The sequence below is a fragment of the Halarcobacter ebronensis genome (assembly GCF_013201825.1).
GTDB classification, from domain to species: Bacteria; Campylobacterota; Campylobacteria; order Campylobacterales; family Arcobacteraceae; genus Halarcobacter; species Halarcobacter ebronensis.
In genome coordinates this window covers 3,039,937-3,061,148 of sequence record NZ_CP053836.1, presented here as the reverse complement: position 1 = coordinate 3,061,148, position 21,212 = coordinate 3,039,937, and the positions used below count along the sequence as shown (strand labels likewise).

General features: G+C 29.6%; 20 protein-coding genes and 1 rRNA gene. 9 read left to right on the top strand and 12 right to left on the bottom strand.

The window, feature by feature from the left end; all coding sequences use genetic code 11:
• Positions 1 to 84: 84 nt before the first annotated feature.
• Together rrf and AEBR_RS14885 are read left to right on the top strand one after the other, a co-directional pair.
• A 5S ribosomal RNA gene (rrf, locus tag AEBR_RS14890) occupies positions 85 to 200 on the top strand.
• Between the two features lie 330 nt (positions 201 to 530).
• Complete coding sequence (locus AEBR_RS14885; protein WP_129087185.1) at positions 531 to 1,970, top strand: SLC13 family permease; 1,440 nt, start codon at positions 531 to 533, stop codon at positions 1,968 to 1,970.
• Here the strand turns inward: AEBR_RS14885 and AEBR_RS14880 are convergent.
• Positions 1,967 to 2,302: a hypothetical protein gene (locus tag AEBR_RS14880; protein WP_129087184.1), complete on the bottom strand. Its 336-nt coding sequence runs from the start codon at positions 2,300 to 2,302 to the stop codon at positions 1,967 to 1,969. The two genes, AEBR_RS14885 and AEBR_RS14880, sit on opposite strands and share 4 nt — an antisense overlap.
• 212 nt (positions 2,303 to 2,514) lie before the next feature.
• Between AEBR_RS14880 and AEBR_RS14875 the strand changes: the two genes are divergently transcribed.
• Genes AEBR_RS14875 through AEBR_RS14865 form a run of 3 tightly spaced genes read left to right on the top strand, consistent with a single transcriptional unit; the run spans position 2,515 to position 6,369 of the window.
• Complete coding sequence (locus AEBR_RS14875; RefSeq protein ID WP_129087183.1) at positions 2,515 to 3,489, top strand: tripartite tricarboxylate transporter substrate binding protein; 975 nt, start codon at positions 2,515 to 2,517, stop codon at positions 3,487 to 3,489.
• A 38-nt stretch (positions 3,490 to 3,527) separates the two neighbouring features.
• Complete coding sequence (locus AEBR_RS14870; protein WP_129087182.1) at positions 3,528 to 4,208, top strand: response regulator transcription factor; 681 nt, start codon at positions 3,528 to 3,530, stop codon at positions 4,206 to 4,208.
• Between the two features lies 1 nt (position 4,209).
• Positions 4,210 to 6,369 carry a cache domain-containing protein gene (locus tag AEBR_RS14865; RefSeq protein ID WP_129087181.1) on the top strand — a complete coding sequence of 720 codons (2,160 nt, stop codon included), beginning with the start codon at positions 4,210 to 4,212 and terminating at the stop codon, positions 6,367 to 6,369.
• A 1-nt stretch (position 6,370) separates the two neighbouring features.
• On the opposite strand, the gene AEBR_RS14860 is transcribed toward AEBR_RS14865, so the two are convergent.
• From AEBR_RS14860 to rpsU, 8 genes are all read right to left on the bottom strand, one after another.
• On the bottom strand, positions 6,371 to 7,426 hold the full coding sequence (locus AEBR_RS14860) for an AbrB family transcriptional regulator (protein ID WP_129087180.1): 1,056 nt from the start codon (positions 7,424 to 7,426) through the stop codon (positions 6,371 to 6,373).
• 42 nt (positions 7,427 to 7,468) lie between these two features.
• Entirely contained in the window at positions 7,469 to 8,311 is an 843-nt protein-coding gene (locus AEBR_RS14855; RefSeq protein ID WP_129087179.1) for a universal stress protein, read from the bottom strand.
• Positions 8,312 to 8,323: 12 nt separating this feature from the next.
• Positions 8,324 to 9,829: a tripartite tricarboxylate transporter permease gene (locus AEBR_RS14850; protein WP_129087178.1), complete on the bottom strand. Its 1,506-nt coding sequence runs from the start codon at positions 9,827 to 9,829 to the stop codon at positions 8,324 to 8,326.
• The gene (locus AEBR_RS14845; protein WP_206732669.1) at positions 9,822 to 10,280 is read right to left on the bottom strand and encodes a tripartite tricarboxylate transporter TctB family protein; all 459 of its coding nucleotides are present in this window, start codon (positions 10,278 to 10,280) and stop codon (positions 9,822 to 9,824) included. Before AEBR_RS14845 ends, AEBR_RS14850 begins: the two co-directional genes overlap by 8 nt.
• A 49-nt stretch (positions 10,281 to 10,329) precedes the next feature.
• On the bottom strand, positions 10,330 to 11,292 hold the full coding sequence (locus tag AEBR_RS14840; protein ID WP_129087177.1) for a Bug family tripartite tricarboxylate transporter substrate binding protein: 963 nt from the start codon (positions 11,290 to 11,292) through the stop codon (positions 10,330 to 10,332).
• 215 nt (positions 11,293 to 11,507) lie between these two features.
• Positions 11,508 to 12,071 (bottom strand): hypothetical protein, encoded by a 564-nt coding sequence (locus tag AEBR_RS14835; RefSeq protein ID WP_129087176.1) that lies wholly within the window; start codon positions 12,069 to 12,071, stop codon positions 11,508 to 11,510.
• A gap of 168 nt (positions 12,072 to 12,239) precedes the next feature.
• Entirely contained in the window at positions 12,240 to 13,163 is a 924-nt protein-coding gene (locus AEBR_RS14830; RefSeq protein ID WP_129087175.1) for an Abi family protein, read from the bottom strand.
• 171 nt (positions 13,164 to 13,334) lie between these two features.
• Positions 13,335 to 13,547 carry a 30S ribosomal protein S21 gene (gene rpsU, locus AEBR_RS14825; protein WP_128983721.1) on the bottom strand — a complete coding sequence of 71 codons (213 nt, stop codon included), beginning with the start codon at positions 13,545 to 13,547 and terminating at the stop codon, positions 13,335 to 13,337.
• A 113-nt stretch (positions 13,548 to 13,660) separates the two neighbouring features.
• Between rpsU and moaC the strand changes: the two genes are divergently transcribed.
• Genes moaC through AEBR_RS14805 form a run of 4 tightly spaced genes read left to right on the top strand, consistent with a single transcriptional unit; the run spans position 13,661 to position 16,601 of the window.
• Positions 13,661 to 14,140 carry a cyclic pyranopterin monophosphate synthase MoaC gene (gene moaC, locus AEBR_RS14820; protein ID WP_129087174.1) on the top strand — a complete coding sequence of 160 codons (480 nt, stop codon included), beginning with the start codon at positions 13,661 to 13,663 and terminating at the stop codon, positions 14,138 to 14,140.
• Entirely contained in the window at positions 14,140 to 14,403 is a 264-nt protein-coding gene (locus AEBR_RS14815; RefSeq protein WP_128983726.1) for an HP0495 family protein, read from the top strand. Before moaC ends, AEBR_RS14815 begins: the two co-directional genes overlap by 1 nt.
• A gap of 4 nt (positions 14,404 to 14,407) precedes the next feature.
• On the top strand, positions 14,408 to 15,244 hold the full coding sequence (locus tag AEBR_RS14810) for a M15 family metallopeptidase (protein WP_129087173.1): 837 nt from the start codon (positions 14,408 to 14,410) through the stop codon (positions 15,242 to 15,244).
• Positions 15,216 to 16,601, top strand: a complete 1,386-nt coding sequence (locus AEBR_RS14805; protein WP_129087172.1) for a M14 family metallopeptidase — start codon at positions 15,216 to 15,218, stop codon at positions 16,599 to 16,601. The genes AEBR_RS14810 and AEBR_RS14805 overlap by 29 nt, the downstream gene beginning before the upstream one ends.
• Before the next feature lie 9 nt (positions 16,602 to 16,610).
• Here AEBR_RS14805 and AEBR_RS14800 read toward each other — a convergent pair whose 3' ends face one another.
• Genes AEBR_RS14800 through dnaE form a run of 3 tightly spaced genes read right to left on the bottom strand, consistent with a single transcriptional unit; the run spans position 16,611 to position 21,211 of the window.
• Positions 16,611 to 16,874, bottom strand: coding sequence for a hypothetical protein (locus AEBR_RS14800; protein WP_128982394.1), 264 nt, complete (start codon positions 16,872 to 16,874; stop codon positions 16,611 to 16,613).
• Complete coding sequence (surE, locus tag AEBR_RS14795; RefSeq protein WP_129087171.1) at positions 16,875 to 17,669, bottom strand: 5'/3'-nucleotidase SurE; 795 nt, start codon at positions 17,667 to 17,669, stop codon at positions 16,875 to 16,877. It abuts the gene before it with no gap.
• Positions 17,666 to 21,211, bottom strand: a complete 3,546-nt coding sequence (gene dnaE, locus AEBR_RS14790; protein WP_129087170.1) for a DNA polymerase III subunit alpha — start codon at positions 21,209 to 21,211, stop codon at positions 17,666 to 17,668. Before dnaE ends, surE begins: the two co-directional genes overlap by 4 nt.
• Position 21,212: the final 1 nt, after the last annotated feature.

Sequence of the window (21,212 nt, the reverse complement as noted above, 5' to 3'; positions counted from 1 at the left end):
ACAATAAAGACATTTAACATTTAAACTCATTATATAATGTGAGTAAAGAGATATATTTTTTAAAATACTTTCTTTACTCATATTGCTGGTGGTTATAGCGAGGTGGAAATACCCAGCTCCATTCCGAACCTGGAAGTCAAGCACCTCTGCGCTGATAATACTGCCCCCTACGGGGGTGGAAACGTAAGCCACTGCCAGCTCTTGAGTATTTATGCTTAAAAAGATTTGCATCTTTTTCAGGGACAAAATATTTTTAATCAAGCTTTTAGCTTAATCATTACCTTCATGATTTAGCTAAGAGCTTTTTTTTTATCTAAATTTTATCTCTCCTCTCTCTTTATTATTTGTTTTATTACATCTTTGTTTAACTTTTACCAAATATAGACTTTTATGATGTCATTCTTTTTATTTTTGCTCTTATTAAGCATATTTATATTGCTTTATTTCTTTTTTCTTTTTGGAATAAAAAAAGTCACGATTATATAAGTTTTATATTATATAATCATTAATTCTTTATTGGGAAAAGGCAAATGATAAATATAAATAGGTTAAAGAGTAAAAAAATAAAATTTTCTCTAAGGCACTCTGTTACTAAATTTTTATTCTCTTTACTTATGGCTCTTTTAATCTCTATATTTCCAGATTATATAGGTTTGAGTAAGGATGCAAGTTTAATGCTCTTTATTTTGTGCTTTTCTGCTTTTTTATGGATGAGTGAGGCTATTCCTGCCTTTGCTGTCTCTTTTCTGATAATTGTCCTTGAAATATTTCTTTTAAGTTATCATGATTTTAACTTCGATAGTAATTCAAAAGAGTGGATTTTTTATCTTAAATCCTGGTCATCACCTTTAATATTTTTATTCCTCTCAGGTTTTATTTTAGCAATAGCTGCATCTAAAACTAAACTTGATTTGTGGTTGGCAAAAAGTGTACTTTTTTATTTTGGCAAGGCTCCACATAATATTTTAACAGGTGTAATGCTTATTACTTTTGTTTTTTCAATGTTTATATCAAATACTGCAACTACAGCTATGATGATGACAATACTAATTCCTATGATAAAAAGTATGGAAGATCATAATCCTTTTCAAAAAGGTATGTTATTAGGCGTTGTAGTTGCTGCAAATATTGGAGGTATGGGAACAATAATTGGAACACCTCCCAATGCAATTGCAGTTGGAATATTAGGAAACAGTGCCCCATCATTTTTAGAGTGGATGGTTATGGCTTTACCTCCTGCAATATTAATTGCAATTATTTTCAGGTGGGTTATTTTAAAAATGTATAAATCAACTGAAGAACTTATTGATATTGACAAAATTAAAAGAGTAAACCATTACGATGATTCAACTACAACTTTCACAAAAATCCCCACAATACCAAGCTGGAAAAAAATATTAGTAATTTTTGTTTTTTCTATTACTGTATTACTTTGGCTTACAGGACCCTTTCATCATATTCCAACACCAGTTGTATCTTTACTTCCTATTGTAATTTTTACAATATTTGGAATTATTGATACAAATGATATAAATGAAATTAGATGGGATGTAATTATATTAATAATAGGTGGATTGTCTTTAGGTGCAGGAGTAACAAAAACTGGTTTAGATGTGTGGATAGGCACAATCTTTGATATAGGCGGATTAAACCCATTTTTGATTGCTACCATATTTGCTTTGATTGTTATTCTTATCTCAAATTTTATGAGTAATACAGCAGCAACAAATATAATGCTTCCTTTGGTTGTTGCTCTTGTAAGTAGTCTTGGCTCATCAATGGTAGAATTTATGGTAATAAGTATTGCTCTTTGTGCATCATGTGCAATGATTCTTCCAGTATCAACACCTCCTAATGCAATAGCTTATTCCTCAGGTAAATTAAATTCAAAAGATTTTCTACTAATTGGAGTTGTTGCTGTAGTTGTGGGTCCACTATTTATATTAAGTCTACTTAGCTTTTATGCCTAATCAATTATCTCTTCAATAATAGTTTTCCCGCATACTTCTCTAATTTCTCCTACTCTAAAAAGAGTTTTTTGATCTCTATCTTCTATATAGATATTAAACTTCATACTCTTCATTGTAAAGTATCTGCATCTATCTTCTTTATATTTAAATATCATTTTAGAGTTACAACTTTTTTGAAACTCTTTTTTTGTATTAAAACGGGTAAGTCCTAATATTTTTTGTTCTTTTGTTTCAACAACGCAGAAGCCCTCTTTTGTAAAATAATCAGGTGTAATTGTTGCAAATAGAGATAAAAAAAGAGTATGTAATAAAAAGATAGTTTTCATTGGCATAAAAAGCTAGATGATTAGCTTTATTTATTTCCTTTAATCAAAATTATTAAAAGATATTATCTAAATATTACTATGAATACAAAATTAGAGTCAAAGTGTGTATATAAATATTCATAATTAATAAATAATAGTAAATTTATTGTTTGATTTTATTTTATTTTAATTTTTTTACTTTATTATCATGACAATGGCCATATTTATAGAGGATAGCTATGAAGTTAATAACAATACTTAAAAAACTTGCTGTAGCTTGTATGTTTGCTACTAATATAATTAACGCTTCAAATACAAATACAATTGATAATATACATTTTTTAATTCCAGGAGGTATTGGAGGAGGTTGGGATAGTACAGCTAGAAGTGTAGGTGAAGTTTTACTTAAAGCTAAACTTGCAAACTCTGTATCTTTTGAAAATATGTCAGGTTATGGTGGAGGTAAAGCTCTATCTTACCTTATTGAAACATTAAAAAAACAGAATAATACAATGATGATAAATTCAACACCAATTGTAATTAAGTCTTTACAAAATTATTTCCCACAATCTTTTCGTGATCTTACATTAATTGCTTCAATCATTACAGATTATCAAGTATTAGCAGTAAGAGAAGATTCTTCACTTAAAAGCTGGAATGATATTTTAATAAAATTTAAAAAAAATCCACGAAAACTAAAAATTGGTGGTGGATCAAGCAGAGGAAGTTTGGATCATATAGTCTCTGCACAAATTTTTAAAGCTGCAGGATATGATCCTAAACTGGTAAAATATATATCCTATGATGCAGGTGGAAAGGCATTTAATGCTTTGATTTCTGGAGAGATTGATGTACTTTCAACAGGGCTTGGTGAGGTTTTAGAAAAATATAGATTAGGAAAAGTAAAAATAATAGCTGTAACATCTTTAGAACCAATAAAAGGGATTGAAGATATTCCAACTTTTAAATCCCTTGGAGTAGATATGAGTTTTGCAAACTGGAGAGGGTTTTTTGCTGCTCCTGGAATGAGTGAAAAACAAGTTGACAAATTTGCAAATATTTTAAAAGAGATGTATGATACTACACAATGGAAAGAAGTTAGAAAGAAAAATGGATGGTCTGATCTTTATCAGCCCAAAAAAGAGTTTAGGCAATTTTTGGAAGAGCAAGAGAAGAGTATAAGTTCTCTTATGAAAGAGTTGGGTTTTTTATAATTATATGGCAAAAGAAAAATCTTTTAGAAGGAAAAATTATGACAATTAATAAAGAATTCTCTCATTTAAGACTCCTTTATATTGAAGATGATGAAGGTATTAGAAGTGTAAATAGCAGAATTTTAAATAGAATGTTTCAAACTGTTTATGAAGCAACTAATGGACTAGATGGTCTTGAAAAGCATGAAAAGTTTCATCCAGATATAATTATTACAGACTTAAAAATGCCACTTCTTGATGGTATCTCTATGGTTAAGAAAATTAGAGAAAAAGATAAAAAGACTAGAATAATAATAACTACTGCATTTACTGAAGAGCAAAATCTAATAGATGCAATTGAACTTGATATTGTAAGATATATTGTTAAACCTTTAAATCAAAGAAACTTGATACCTGCTTTAGAAAAAGCAATAGAGCAGTTTGGAAATACCAAAAAACTTTCCCTTGGAAAAAATATTACCCTTGATGTTGAAAATAGTATTTTGATTAATAAGGATAAAGAGTTTCATCTTACAAAAAAAGAGTTTTTATTTTTAGAATTACTTACAAAAAATGCTCATAGGGTGGTAAAATATGAAGAGATTGAATCTCATATATGGTACGATGAACCAATGAGTATCTACTCTTTAAGAACACTTGTTGGAAATATCCGTAAAAAATTTAATTTAGAAGAATCCATCCAAAATATTTCTGGTATGGGGTATAAAATGGAAAACTAATATGAAAGAGACTGGTCTTAAGCGTATTCTCCTTTTTAGTTCAACTATTGTAATTATTACAGTTACTTCAATTGTAAGTTATTTTTTAATAGTTATTGAAAATAGAAATTTTAAACAAGAGATGAAAAGAGTTGAAAAAGAGCTAATTGATAATAAAAAGAGATATCTAGATAATAGTTTAAAAATGATTTTAAATGAGATTAGTTTTGATCAATCTTTTATAAAAAAATCTGAGTTAGAAAAAGTAAATAATTTTGTTGAATCTATCTCTAAAACACTAAATATAATAAATACTAAAAATCAAAAAGAGATTAAAGAGATTTTGAAAAAATATAATTCAAATAAAAATATAAATCCTTTTGCTTTTTTGGGTGATGGGAGACTATTTTGGAATCCAAATAATCCAAAAGCAGAAGGAAAAAACTATTTAGATTTTGAAGATGTAAAGGGCTTTACTTATGTTAAAGAGATGATAAAAAAAGCTAAAAACAAAATTGATAGCCCAATTAATTACATATGGTATACACCAAATAAATCAACACTTTCTGATAATATTGCTTTTGTAAGATATATCCCCTCTCTTGATTTAGTTGTGGGAGCCTATACCTCTAAAGAGGCAATAGAAACAATAATTAAAGAGACAATCCTTCAAAAATTGTCAAAATATAAATTTACAGATGACACCTTTTTATATGTTGATTATTTGAAGAGTTACAATATGTCTGGAAATTTTTCAGAACCTTTACTTCAACTAGGTAATAAAGATTCAATAACAGCTTTACAAGATAAAAGTTTACAAAATACAATTAGTGAGATTTTCCTAAGCAATGGTTTTAGAGGGATATATTCAAAAAACATAAAATATAAGAATACTCACTATTTAATCTATATCTCAATACTAAATCAATATAGATGGGTAATAGGTGTTGGCGAAAATTTAAAAGAACTATATAAAACAATAGAATTAAAAAAATATAATTCTGAGAGAAGTTTGAATGGCAAGATATCTGACTTAATCTTTTTAAGTGTAATTATTGCAATAATGTTTTTCTTCTTTTCAATCTTTTTAGTAAAAAAAATTGAAAAGCTTTTGATAAATTATCAAAAAAGAGCTGATATTGAATCAAATAAATATCAAGCTTTATATCAACATAGTAATGACTCTTTTTTATTGGCAAATAGAAACTTTGAGATTGTGGATGCAAATCCTAAGTCAACAACTTTGGCAAATCTTAATAAAGAGGAGCTTTTATCTAAATCTTTAAAGATTTTTTTCCCACAAATAGATTTTGAAAAGGTTCAAATACAACCCTCTGGATATTATAGAACAGAATTTTTGGATCATTTAGAGAATAAAAAAACAGTTGAGTTTACATTTGTCTGGATAGATATAGAGAATGAAAAAATCATTTTTGCCTCAATTAGAGATATTACAGAAAGAATAAATCTTATTAGTGAAAAAAGAGAACAAGAGCAGATCCTAATACAGCAATCAAAAATGGCGGCAATGGGAGAGATGATAGGTAATATTGCTCATCAATGGAGACAACCTCTTAGTCATATTTCTGGATTGTTTATGGATATCTCTTCAGCTTATAGTTATAAAGAGCTTGATGATAAATATTTAGAGAAAGTAATTAATGAAGCAGATGATATTATTGAGTATATGTCCCATACAATTGATGATTTTAGGAATTTCTTTAACCCTAATAAAATGAAAGAGAATTTTTTGGTATCAGAGTCTTTATATAATGCAATTAAAATTATAAAATCATCTTTTGATTTTCATGGAATTGAAATAGATATTAAAGTTGATAAGGAAAATCCAATATATGGTTATGCCAATGAGTATTCACAAGTTATTCTTAATATTTTCTCAAATGCAAAAGATATATTTATAGAAAGAAAGATCTCAAATCCAAAAATCACTATTGAGATAGTAAAGCACAATGGAAAAACATGTTTAAGCCTTACAGATAATGCAGGTGGAATCAAAGAGGATACTTTGGAACGTATCTTTGAGCCATATTACACAACAAAATATGATTGTGGTAGAGGTATTGGTCTTTATATGTCAAAAATTATAATAGAGAAAAATATGGAGGGAACAATTAAAGTTTCTAACACTAAAGAAGGTGCAAGATTTGAAATTTGTGTCTAAGTTAGAAGCTCTTGTCTTTTGTAAATTTTTCAAAATATCTATGCATAATAGGTAAGATGGCCATTACTATAAATAGTCTAAATGTGTGATGCAGTGCCACAAATGGAACATTTGCACCTACTAAAATAGCTATCAAATTCATATCACTTTGTCCCCCTGGCGAGAATGCCAATAGTACAGATAACCAATTCTCTCCAGTAATCCAAACTGAAAAAACGCCAAAAATTAGTGATAATATCAATAATACTATAAAGTGACCTGCACCAAAAAGCAGAGTCTTACTAAACTCTTTAAAACCAATGCCACTAAAAGATGAACCAATAGATGCACCTAAAATTAACTGAACAATATTTATAAGTTCAAATGGTGGTCTAGTGTGAATTAAATCTAAAATATAAAATATTATACTTATTATCATTGGGCCTAATAGGCTTGCTGCGCCCATTTTGATTTTAGTAGCAAACCACCATCCAGATAAACCACAAAAAAGCATTAGTAATCCATCTTTTATATCTATATCTATAATTGAAGGGAGAAGGCTTCCTGCGCTTGATTTTGGAAGTTCAATATTAAGAAAGGCATGTATTAAAAATGGAAGAGCTAATACAATAATCATAAGTCTTGAAGATTGGGCAAGTATTACTTTTCTAACATCAGCTCCTGCACTTTGTGCAAGCATAACCATCTCAACAAAACCTCCTGGCTGAGAGGCAAAGAAAGCACTGTTTTTATCAATACCACCAAGTTTGTGATAATATAAAACTCCAAATACAGTTGAAACAAGAACAAAAGGAATAATTAGAAGTATACTAAACATATAGTGATGTAAATCATTTATTATCGAAGCACTAAAGGCACTTCCTACTGTTACTCCAATTACCATTCTTCCTGGATTTGCAATTTTAGAAGTTAGTTTTTGAGTAGTAATATTTGGTAGATTACTTGCAATAGCAACAGTTAAAACAGGTCCCATCATCCAAGGAAGAGGTAATGATAACAATTTGAAAATAAATACTCCAATAAGTCCTATTCCAAATGTTATCATTATTTTTTTCATAAAATATTCTCTTTTTGTATTATCTAATAAATTTTTATATTTTTAATGGGTCATAAATACAGGTATATCAGTATGCTCAAATAGATATTTTGTAGCTCCACCAAACATCATTTCTCTAAGACCTTTATGGCTAAATGCTCCAGCAACAATCATATCAAAGTTGCCATCTTTGGCAGCTTTAAAAATGGTTTCCCCTGGAGATTTAAGAGTCTTTACAAGTTCTGCTGTTGAGTTAATGCCATGTCTAGCTAGATATTTTTGTATTTTTTCTAATTTTGAAATATCAGAGGCATACTCTTTTGATGAAACAATATGAACTCTTTTTGCTTGTTTTAAAATCTCCAATGATGAGGTAATAGCCCTTGAAGCTTCAGGTGAGTTATTCCATCCAATAACAATAGATTTGGTATCAAATTTTTTCATTATTCTAGGAATCATAATAACTGGTTTACCACTTTGAAGTACACTTGCTTCAAAAGTTGCTGTCATAACTGCATTTGGTGGTGTAGCTGCTACAACTAAATCACAAAATTTAGACTCTTGTTCTACAATAGCACTTCTATTTCCACTTTTTATCTCAGGGAAAACGGTAGCTTGGTTCTCAAGTACTTTTTCACTTATTGGAACATTTAACTCATTTGCAACTTCCACAAGTAGTTTCTGGAAATCATTATTATCTGTTTTATAGTGATCCTCAAGTGCACCTTTTAATTCATCAAGAACAAATTTTGGAATGTTAAAACTAGTTTGTGACTCTAATCCTGGAAGACAATGAAGAATTTCAAGATGTACATTAAAGTGTTTTGCAACTAATATAGCACCATAAAGTCGCTCTCTTAACTCATCACCACCACCAACTGGGAAAAAAAACTTTTTATAACTCATAAATACCCTTTGTTAATTACTTTTATTAGCTTTTTTTCTATACACTCTTAATAGTATAGGTACAAAAATAATAAATACAGTTAATATATATAGCACAACAGCATTAGTAGATTGGTATAAGATGTTCCAATCACCCGCAGATATTGATAGTGCTCTTCTTAAATTATCTTCAAATAAGTGACCAAGAACAAAACCAAGAATAACAGGTGCTAAAGAGAACTCTAATTTTCTTAATACCCACCCTAATATACCAAGCGCTATAATCATATAAAGATCAAATGGATTACCAACAACAGAGTAAACACCAATAAATGCCAATACAGCAATCATAGGGGTTAAATATTGTTGAGGGATTGTTAACAATCTTGCAAACATACCAACTAATGGTAAGTTAATTACTAAAAGTGCAAAGTTACCAATAAACATTGATGCAATTAAACCCCAAGCAATTTCTGGTCTTTGTTCAAACATCAAAGGCCCTGGCTGTACATTAAATAGTAGTAAAGCTCCTAATAAAATTGCTGTTGTTCCAGATCCTGGGATACCTAAAGTTAGCATTGGTACCATTGCTCCACCAGCAGAGGCATTATTTGCAGCTTCAGGAGCAGCTAATCCTCTTGGATCACCTTTCCCAAACTCTCCTTTGTCTCCAACAAGTCTTTTTTCTGTTCCATATGTAATAGCAGAGGCAACAGAAGCACCCGTTCCAGGTAAAACACCAACAAAAAATCCAATTAGAGATGATCTAAGAATAGTCCATTTTACTAACATAAGGTCTTTAAAGCTTACAAAACTTTTTCCAATTGGAAGAAGTTTAAGATTTCCTCTAACTTGTTGTTCAACCAAGTGGAATAGTTCAGCCATACCAAAAAGACCAATAACAACAACTAAGAAATCAATACCAGCTAAAATATCAGGAATATCAAAAGTAAATCTTGGAACACCTGTATTTGCATCAATACCAATTGAAGCAAGCATTAACCCTATCATAGCTGCAAAAAGTGATTTAATTGCGTTTTTACCAACTAAAGAAGATAAGCTAGCAAAAGCAAAAATCATTAAGGCAACATAATCTGCGGGATTAAACTTAACAGCAAATTTAGCTAACATTGGACCAAACATTGCTAATAAAACTACAGCTAATGTACCACCAACAAAAGATGCAACAGCAGAGAGTGATAATGCACGTCCAGCTTCACCTTTTTTAGCCATTGGATTCCCATCTAAGGTACTCATAACAGCTCCAGCATCCCCTGGAACATTAAGAAGAATTGATGATATCCTTCCACCATACTCAGCTCCATAATAGATACCTGCAAGTAAAATTAATGCAGATTCTGGTGCTAAGCCAAAACTATAAGCAATTGGTAGTAAAATTGCAACACCATTAATTGGTCCAATACCAGGTAGGGCACCAATTAATGTACCTGCAAAACATCCAAGTAATACAAGCATTAGATTTGTTGGTAAAAGTGCAACACTAAAACCATGAGAAAGCCCTAATAATACTTCATCCATAAAATTGTCCTAAAAAATTTTCAAGTGGACCAGCAGGTAGATTTAATTCTAGGATTAAAGCACAAAGTATATAACCTAAAATTCCTAAAGCTAGACCAAAATATATTGAATTTAAACTATTTGCTCCCAATAAACGAGAAAATAATCCACAAAACAAAACTGTTGCAAAGATAAAACCTAATGCCTCATAAGCAAACGAATATCCAAATAGTAAAATAGTTACAATAACCAATCTTAAAAATATTGATTTTGATATATCTAAAGAGATATTATCAGGTTTAATAAGTAGATATAAGGCACAAAAGCCTGAAACAATTGACAAAATTTGAGGCCAACTCTCTGGACCTAATGGATCATATTGAAAAGGTGCTTTTATTATATAAAAAGCAATATATCCATATATTATAATTAACAATAATGATATAGATGCAAATACTCTATCCGCAATCATCTAAACTCCTTAAAATAAAGTAGTGGTTTAATTAAACCACTACTTTTAGTTACTTGATAAGTCCTGCGTCTTTAGCAAGAGCTCTAAGTTTTGCAATTCTCTCTTTAACTGATTTGTCAAGTTCTGCACCTGCCATATTTAAAGGAAAAAGACCTTTCTCTTCTTGAAGTTTTTTAAATTCAGGATCTTTATATGCTTTTTCAAATGCTGAAACCCAAGTATTATAAGCCTCTTCAGAAACATTTTTACCCATATAGTAACCTCTTAAGATTGTCCACTCTGCATCATAACCTTGTTCAATAGCTGTTGGATATTTTGAAAATGGTTCAGGTAATCTCTCTGTTGATAAAACTGCTAAGATTCTCATAGTTCCTGCGTCAAGGTGAGATGACATCTCTCCCACATCTCCCATATAAACATCAATACTTCCTCCAAGTAGTCCTGCAATCGCATCTCCACCACCATCATAAGCAACATATCTCATTTTTTTTGGATCTTTATTAATAGATTTAAATAATAATGCACCTTTCATCCAGTCTTGTGAACCAACTGATCCTCCTGCACCAACAACTACACTACTTTCATCTTTTTTAAGATCAGTCATCAACTCATCTAAAGTTTTATATTTACTATTAGTTTTTACAACTACTGCACCAAAATCTGCTCCAGCTGTTGCTAAAAATTTAACATCATTTTCAGTCCATTTCCCATATTTACCTGTAGCAATATTTAATAATGAACCAGAAGAGAATGCTACAATTGCATTTGGGTCATCTGTTCTTGTTGTATTAAATTGATTAATTGCAACCGCTCCAATACCACCAGGCATAAAAGTAACTTTTATTAATCTGTCAAATTGATCTTTAAGTCCAGTTTGAACAACTCTACAAGTTAAGTCAAATCCTCCACCTGGTTTTGCAGGAGCAACGCACTCTGGTCTTTTTATGTCTGACGCTAAAATTGAAACGCTCATTAATGTAGTAGCCATTAATGCAATAGAAAGTTTTTTCATAATTTCCCCTTGATAAATTAATTCTATGTTATGCTAAAATAAAAAAATCAAAAAAAAATAAAATAAAATTGTTTTTTAGAAATTTATATGAAAAATGAATATTTTTGGAATATATAGTTTTGTGTAAGTATAAATAAAAAAAGGCCAGTTATAAAAACTGACCTTTGTGGAAAATAGCAGAATCTTATAATAAATTTATTTCCTAGTGATTAAGGTTATTTATACAAAATTTTATAATATAAAACTATGTCTTCATTATTCTTTTTTATAAAATCAAACCTTGCTTGATATATTGCTTTTTTAAAATCTTCATTAATGACTGTAAATATTGATTTTTGAATAAAATCTAGATTTTGTATATTTTTGTGGTCATCTATATTAAAATGTATAATAATTTTTTCAAATTTTGGAACTTTCTTAGGTAAATACGTTAGTTTAAAGTAGGGAAATATTTTAACTTCATTTTTATTTTTTAGTGATTCGTCTTTAAGCTTTTTTTCTTTTATTTCTTTCTCATAAGAACTTACACTATTTCTATTAATATATACATTATTAATAAAACCTTGTAATTTTTTTATCTCTTTTCCTTTTGCATTATCTGAAATTGAAACTTCTACTTTTTCATAATAATCTGAGAATATTATAGGATAGAAAAATTGATTGCCATAATTATCTTTTTTATCTTCTATATTTCCTAAATCTGCATGAGTAAGAATATTTTCTAAGCTAGAAGCACATAAAGATATTAAAAATATTGAGATAAAAAGTATATTTTTCATAAATAATAGACCTTTTCTTTTTATTATATAAAATTAGTGTCTCAAAATTGTTTTATAAAATAGTTAGATAATATTTAGAGGGTGATTATTAAAAAGCGCAGAGGTACAAAAGTAATACTTTACTTAAGACCCTGCTTGTTCATTATCAGAATAATAACAATAAAAGTATTAAGATTTCTTTAAAAAAATAATTACCTTTCTTAGAAAAGTGTAATTACTAATTATTAAAGGATTCTTTTCAAAATATTTTTCATTTTTTCTAAATCTTATGTTGATTAAATCATGTAAGTCTTTATTGAAAGCTTTCCCCATCTTTTGACTACTTGATATTTGTTTATAAGCTAATAATGAAATTATAAAGTCATGAATTGTAGGTATTTGCATTTTTCTCTCTATTGTTTTCTGAGACATAATAATATTTTCTTTTAGTAATTGTGTAATTTTAATATTTCTTTTAAAATATTTGTGTTCAAGAGGTCTTAATTTATGTAATAAACAATTATTATGTGCTGAAGAATTTCTTAAACATTTTATTGACCATAATAAACCCTTGATTTCATTATAGATACTATCTGAATATTTATCATAATAGAATTCACAAAAATTAATAAAATGTCCAAATTCTATTATTTCTATAAAATTCCAAATTGCCAAATTTAGATTATATTTTTTTAAAATATTATCCTTTGCCGTATATCCTGTAAAATTGAAAGACTCAAGATGTTCTTTTAATTTAGGATACTTTACTAGGAATTCATTAACTATTATATAGCCATCACAACATGTATTTTGATTAAAATCTCTTAAAATTTTTGTTTTTAGCATATGTTCAAGATCAAGTGTAAGTCTTAACGTAAATCTTCTAAAATGCATATCTAAAGTAGATAATTCTTGTAAGTAAACAAAATCTAAATTTATATATTCTCCATTAGGTTTTTTTTCATAATTTTTGCTATAAGATTTGAGTTTAAAAAAATAACTATTATATGTTAAAAAATTTATTGCAGAGTTTTCATCTACTTCTGTGAAGGTTATACCTTTATTTTTTAAATAGTCGACTTGTTGAGGTATTGATAGTTTGAGTTTACTCATTAAAATCTTTCTTGGTATAAATATAATGAAATATCTTATCAAAATTTTTATCTTAAGTAAATTAGCTAAAAGTGGTTGAATTTATTAAAATTGAAATTAGTAGATATATTTTGTAATAGTATTTAAAACAAATAAGGGCATAAGCCCTTATTTAATGGAAATAGCAGAATCTTATAATCTTGACTCGTATCTTCTAAGCATATATAATCTTTTAAGCATTTTCTTTCTAGCAGAAATTTTTTGTTTCTTTCTCTTTTCAGTCATTGGCTCAAAAAATCTTCTAGCTCTAGTTTCAGTAACAATAAGATTTCTATCGCATTGTTTCTTAAACCTTCTGTACGCTTCGTCAAAAGATTCGCTATCTTTAACTTTAATGCCTGGCACTAAAATCACCCTCTTTCTTTTAAATTTAGGGTTGCATTATATTTAAAAGTAACTTAATTCCAATTTAACTAAACTGTAGTTATAATTTTATATAAATAACAAAAGGGTAAGTATTGAAATTAACGCATTTAGATGATAATGATAGACCAAAAATGGTTGATGTCTCAGATAAAAATGATACTACAAGAGTTGCCGTAGCTTCAGGAATGATATCAATGAGTCAAGATGCTTTTGATGCTATTATAAATAATAAAACTAAAAAAGGTCCTGTACTTCAAACAGCAGTTGTTGCTGCAATTATGGGAGTTAAAAAAACTAGTGATTTAATACCAATGTGTCACCCTTTAAATCTTAGTGGAATAAATTGTGATATTGAAGAGTTACCAAAACTTCCTGGATTTAAACTATATGTTACAGCAAAATTAACTGGGCAAACAGGGGTTGAAATGGAAGCTTTAACAGGTGTATCTATTGGTTTACTAACTATTTATGATATGGTTAAAGCAATAGATAAATCTATGGTTATCTCTAATGTTCAACTTGAGAGTAAAAGTGGTGGTAAAAGTGGTGATTTTAAAAGAGGGGATAAATAGTGATTGATTTAAATCAACATAAACTTGAATTAACATATCCTTGTTCATGGAAATATAAGATTGTTATACTAGAGACTATAAATGTAAAATATATCTCAAAGGATATTTTTGGAGATAGAGATCATAGTGTAAAAGAGTCTAATGTTAGTAAAAAGGGAAAATTCAAGAGCTACACCATTGAACTGCTTGTTCACAATGATGATGATAGAAAAGAGTTATATAAACAATTAGGTGAGCATAAAGATATTAAGATGGTATTGTAAATATATGAATAGAAGAGATTTTCTTAAAGTTACGGCAGTTCCACTTTTTATATCTGCTCAAAATGCTTTTTCTATGCAAAATCTAAATCTTCTTAATCCCATTTTAGATCTTGAAAAAATAGATATTTTTGAAGAGCTTCCTGATGAGCAAAATGAAAAAAGAGATATCTATCAAGATGTTTTTTTAGAAAGTAATTATATAAAAGTACTCTCTTCTATTCGAAATAAATTAAAAAAAATCCAAAGTCATGTAGGGTATGGTAATTTTAATCTTATAAGTTTTGATGAAATTATAAAACTAGCAGATTATATAAGCAGTATAGGCTCTTTTAGTAAAGAAGAGTTGGACTTTTTTGAGTATATATTTTATTATGATCCTTCTATACATGGATTTTATGGACAAAGAATTTCAAAAAATCTAACTGATAAAATAGATAAAAATGATGTAATAAAAGTATCAGGAACTGGACACTATTTATTTAAAGGTCATTCCCATGAGACCTACAATAGAATGTTAAGTGATATTGGGCAGAGTATGGTTTTAACTTCAGGAATACGAAGTATTGTAAAACAGAGCAAACTCTTTTTGGATAAGCTTGCAAATTGTGAAGGAAATATGAGTGAAGCTTCAAAATCTTTGGCTCCACCTGCATACACTTATCATACAATTGCAGATTTTGATGTGGGTAAAAAAGGTTTTGGTTATGCAAATTTTACACCAAGATTTGCCTTAACCCAAGAGTTTATAAAAATGAGGAGTTTAAAGTATATAGATATGAGATACACAATTAATAATAGAGATGGAGTAAGATATGAGCCGTGGCATGTTAAAGTTATTTAGAGTAGTTTTTATTTTAATTTTAGTTCAAAATATATTTGCAAGTACAAATATAAAAAATTTTGATTTTGATTTTATAAAAAAAGGAAATCAAGACAATAATACACTTTTAATTGTTGGTGGTATACAAGGAGATGAACCAGGAGCTTTTATGGCAGCATCAATTGTTTCAACCCACTACACAATAAAAAAAGGCTCAGTATGGGTAATACCAAATCTAAATTTTTATTCAATTATTAAAAGATCAAGAGGTCCATATGGAGATATGAATAGAAAATTTGCGCAGTTATCTCCTTCTGATCCAGATTATGATGCAATCCAAAGAATAAAAAAATATATCATTTCCCCTGAAGTAAAAGTTGTTTTAAATCTACATGATGGAAGTGGTTTTTATAGGGAAGTTTATGAGAGCTGGACTTACTCTCCTGATAGATGGGGACAAAGTTCTATTATTGACCAAAGAAATCTTGAAATAGAACAATATGGAAATCTTGAGGATATTTCAAGAAGTGTTTGTGAGTATGTAAATGGGAAACTTTTAAATAATAACCATAACTACAGAGTAAAGAATACAAATACAAGAATGGGTGACAAGGAGATGGAAAAAAGTCTTACTTATTTTGCCATAAACAATGGTAAAGCAGCTTTTGGAAATGAGGCTAGTAAAGATTTACCACTTCATGAGCGAACATATTATCATCTTTTGGCTCTTGAAAAATATATGCATATTATGGGAATTGAGTTTGAAAGAAAGTTTGATTTAAATCCAATAGCTGTAAAAGATGTGATTGACAATGATATTTATATCTCTTTTTATGATGACAAAATTCAATTACCTCTTAGTCAAATAAGAAATATTTTAAGATATTTCCCTATAAAAAAAGATGGAACTTTAGAGTTTACACCTTCAACTCCACTACTTACAGTATTAAAAGATAATGGAACTTATGTAATTCATTATGGAAATAGAAAAGTTGCAAGTTTGAAACCAGATTATATAGAGATGGATAATGAAACAAAAAGTGTTTCAATGATAATAGATGGCAAAAAAAGAGATATAAAAATGGGTTCAATAATAAATGTTGATACAAGTTTTGAAGTTGAATCAATGGATGGTATTAGAGTTAATGTTATAGGTTTTGTTCAAGATGGAAAAATCAATGAAGCTGGTATAAACATTAAAAAAGCTGATTTTATAGAGAGATTTTCTATAGATGTAAATGGAAATCTTTATAGAATTGAGTTTTACAAAGGTGATAAATTTGCAGGGATGATTCTAGTTAATTTTGATAAAAATATTAAAAGTGATGAGTTGTCTGCTACAGGTAAATTAGGTAAAAAAGTTACAATTTCAATGTAACTTTTTACTTTAATCTCTAATAATTAACTCTTTTTTTATCTTCTCTTGATTTAGTTTTTTACAAGCAGATTTATATAACTCTTCAACTCTGCTCTCTTCATCATTTATTAAAGTAGCAATCTCTTTTATATCTTTTTTTTCTTCCATTGCTACAAAAACTTTAAACTCTTTTTTTGTAAATTTTCTTTTTAGAACCTCTTTTAGTTCCTCTTCATCTTTTAGTGTTCCTACTAATTTTTCTATATTAAATAGAAGTGATTTTTGTAGATTCAATTAATTCTCCTTTTTTAACCAATTATCTAACTTCTTCATATCATCATACGAGGTTAAATCTAACATCACAGGTGTAATTGAAACATAATTTGCCTTAATAGCTTCAAAGTCACAATTTTTATCATTGCTAGCCTGCCAAATTAGAGGATGTAAGCCAATCCAATAAAACTCTTCACCTCTTGGACTATAGTGTCTGTGGGTATCATTTCCATACTCTCTGTAACCTGCTTTTGTGATTTTTATTCCCCTACAATCTTGAGGTTTGATTGGAGGAATATTTATATTTAGAAATCTTCTACGTGGAAGAGGAAACTCTTTTTCAAATATCTGTTTTACAATAGTAAAAATAGTCTCTTTAGCTAAAGCAAAATCCCAGCCATTTTTTATCTCTTGGCATCTATCTTTGCACACTTGTGAAATGGCAATTGAGGGAACTCCTTGAAGCACAGCTTCCATTGCAGCAGCAGCTGTTCCACTGTAAGTAATATCTTCCCCCATATTTGCACCAATATTTATTCCACTTATTATCAAATCAGGTTTATAATTCTCTTTGAAAAGATTGTTTAGTGAAATAAAAACACAATCAGTTGGTGTTCCATCATCTATTTTATAATAATCATCTGCCACACAATCCATTCTAAGTGGTTTATCTAAAGTCAAAGAGTGTCCACAAGCGGATTTGTTTTTTGCAGGAGCAACTACAATTATTTTTGCCAAAGGAGTTAAGGCTTCTATTAGAGCCTTTAAACCTAATGCATCAAAACCATCATCATTTGTTAAAAGTATTTGTTTCATGCTACTACAAAAGCTCCATTTATCTGTTTTATATACTCTTCCACATTTGAAGTAACTTTGAAATCAGTCTCAAGCTCTATATCTGCTAGTTTTGTCTTTATAATAATTTTCAACTCTCTTTTTCCTTGGTTATGTGCTACTAAATCAAAGAGTTTATAGATAATATCCTCTTTCTCTTCATAGGGAATTGCTATTGTTAAAGGGGGCTCTTCTTTCTCTTTGTGTTTTGTTTTGATTTTCTCTTTTTGGGCATCTTTTAGAGTCTCAATTTTAAGAATATTAAGTCTTGTAAAATCTCCATCATGGGTAACTTTTACTTTAAAGGCAATTGGCTCATTTAAATCAAAATCATCTTCAAGCTCTTTTAATCTATTTTCAAAAAGCATAACCTCAATATTTCCATGAAGGTCTAGAATATTTGCAATACCAAATTTATTACCTTTTTTTGAAATCTTTTCTGTAATCTCTTCTATTTTTCCTATGATAATAGCTTGTGAGCCATCTGCAACTTCACTAAGTTCTGAACTTAGTGTATAAGAGATTTTTTCTAAATCATCTCTGTACGAATCTAAAGGGTGTCCAGATACATAAAATCCTAAAGATGCTTTTTCAAATTCTAAAATCTCTTTTGGTTCAAACTCTGGTAAATGTTCCAACTCCACTTCAACTTTTAACATATCTTTGTCATCACCAAAAAGAGATGAAGTGGTTTGTTTTTTTAGTTGCATAGCTTTTCCAACTGATTCAACAATTAACTCAATTTGTTCGAGTAAAGCTCTTCTTGAGTAAGCAAAAGAGTCTAATGCACCAGCTTTTATTAGGGATTCTAAAACTCTTTTGTTTACTTTTGTTCCATCAATTCTTGAGATTAAATCTGCTAAATCTTTAAAATTTCCATTTTTATTTCTTTCAGTAAGAATTGATTTAATAGCAACATCTCCAGCCCCTTTGATGGCACCCATACCAAACATTACAACCTCTTTACCATCGATTTGTGTTGCAGTAAATACAAGGTCTGATTTATTTATATCTGGAGGAAATAGTTCAATTTTTAATCTTTTTACTTCATCAACATATTTTACAACTTTGTCAGTATTATCTTTTTCCAAAGTTAGTAGGGCTGCCATAAACTCTGTTGGGTAATATTTTTTAAGAAAACTTGTATAAAAAGTTACAAGACCGTAAGCAGCTGAGTGAGATTTGTTAAATCCATATCCGGCAAATTTTACAATCAGGTCGAAAAGCTCTTCACAATGCTCTTTAACAAAACCTTTTTTTACTCCACCTTCGGCAAATTCACCTTTTAGTCTATCCATCTCCTCTTTAATCTTTTTACCCATTGCCCGTCTAACTAAGTCCGCGCCACCAAGTGAAAAACCACCAATTGTTTGAACAATTTGCATAACCTGTTCTTGGTAAACAATAACTCCATAAGTTGGCTCAAGAATAGGTTTAAGTGGCTCTACAAACTCATCATAAAAGTAGCTAATCTCTGCACGTCCGTGTTTTCTATCAATAAAGTCATCAAGCATTCCTGATTCCATAGGCCCTGGTCTATAAAGGGCAAGCATCGCAATAATATCTTCAAATCCAGAAGGTTTAAGCCTTTTTGCCAAATCTTGCATACCAGCAGATTCTATCTGGAATAGTCCAATTGTATTTCCCGATTGAATTAGTTCATAAACACCTAAGTCGTTTACATCTTCGTGGATAAAGTTAATTCTTTTTCCATATCTCTTTTCAACAAGTTTATTTGCTTCATCAATAACTGTAAGGGTCTTAAGACCCAAGAAGTCGAATTTGATTAAGTCAACATCCTCAACATATTTACCATTGTATTGGGTTGCAATTGTCTCCATCCCTGAAGGTTTAAATAAAGGAGTTTTTTTCCATAAAGGTTCATTTGAGATAACAACACCAGCTGCATGAGTTCCTGCATTTCTATTTAAGCCTTCTAAAGCTAAAGCAAAATCCCAAACTCTTTTTGCTTGAGGATCTGTCTCACAAAGCTCTTTTATTTTTGGTTCTTTTTCCCATGATTGAGTAAGATTAATTCCAAGTTCATCTGGAATAAGTTTTGCCATGGCATCTGCTTTTGAGTAGGGCATATCAAGAACCCTTGCAACATCTCTAATAACCCCTTTTGCAAGAAGTTTACCAAAGGTGATGATTTGCGCAACGTTTGAACGACCATATTGTTGTACAACATAATCAATAATTTCACCCCTTCTACTTTGGCAAAAGTCCATATCAATATCGGGCATTGACACCCTCTCTGGATTTAGAAATCTCTCAAATAGAAGACCATAAGGCATAGGATCAATATCTGTAATAAACAAAGAATATGCAACCAAACTTCCTGCTGCTGATCCCCTTCCTGGTCCAACTGGAATCTTCATCTGTTTTGCAACAATTACGAAATCCCAAACAATTAACATATATCCAGGGAACTTCATATTGTTTATAATATTAATCTCAACTTCTAGTCTATCTCTATACTCTTCATGTTTCTCTTTTGGAACAATCTCAAGTCTTTTTTCAAGACCTTCTCTACATTTATGTTCAAACAGTGCAATATCGTTTTTTAGTGAATACTCTTGATCTGGTTCTGGAATCTCAAGATTAAGTTCTATTAGTTTTTGTCTTGTAAATTTAAAGTTTGGTGGAGTAGGGTTCCCTAATTTTATCTCCAAATTACATTTGTCTGCAATCTCTTGTGTTGTGGCTATTGCTTCAGGAATATCAGCATAAAGTTTTGCAATCTGCTCTGGAGATTTTAGATAAAACTCATGAACACTGTGTCTTAATCTATTTGGGTCATCATAGAGTTTATTCATAGCTATACACATAAAAGCTTCGTGGGCTTCAGCATCTTTTTGCTCTAAATAGTGGGTATCGTTTGTTGCAACTACCTTGATACCTGTCTCTTTTGAGATTTTTAGAATTAAATCATCAACAAAGAGTTGATCCCCAATACCATGTCTCATAATCTCTAAATAGAAATCATCCCCAAAAATCTCTTTGTATCCCAAAGCGATCTCTTTTGCTTTTTCATAACCTTTTGCACCAAATTTAACATTTCTTTCGTTGTTTGTATTAAGATGCCAGTTTACTTCACCTTGCAAACAAGCTGCACTGCAAACCAAACCTTCAGAATTTTCCCTTAAAAGAGTTTTATTTATTCTTGGATAATAATAAAAACCATGCATATAAGCTTGTGAACTTAAAAACATTAGATTTTTATAACCTATCTCATTTTTAGCATATAGACATAAGTGAAATCTCTGTCTTGTGGTTTTGTCTCCTATATCTTCTGAGTTGTGAATATAAGCTTCCATCCCAATAATAGGTTTAATCCCTTCTGCTCTCATTGCATTGTAAAAGTCAATTGCTCCAAACATATTCCCATGGTCAGTCATAGCAACGCTTTTCATTCCCATCTTTTTTACTTTTTTTGCTAAGGGTTTTATTTTGTTAGCACCATCTAAAAGTGAATATTCTGTGTGTAAATGTAAGTGTGTAAATTCTGGAGTTTGTGACATA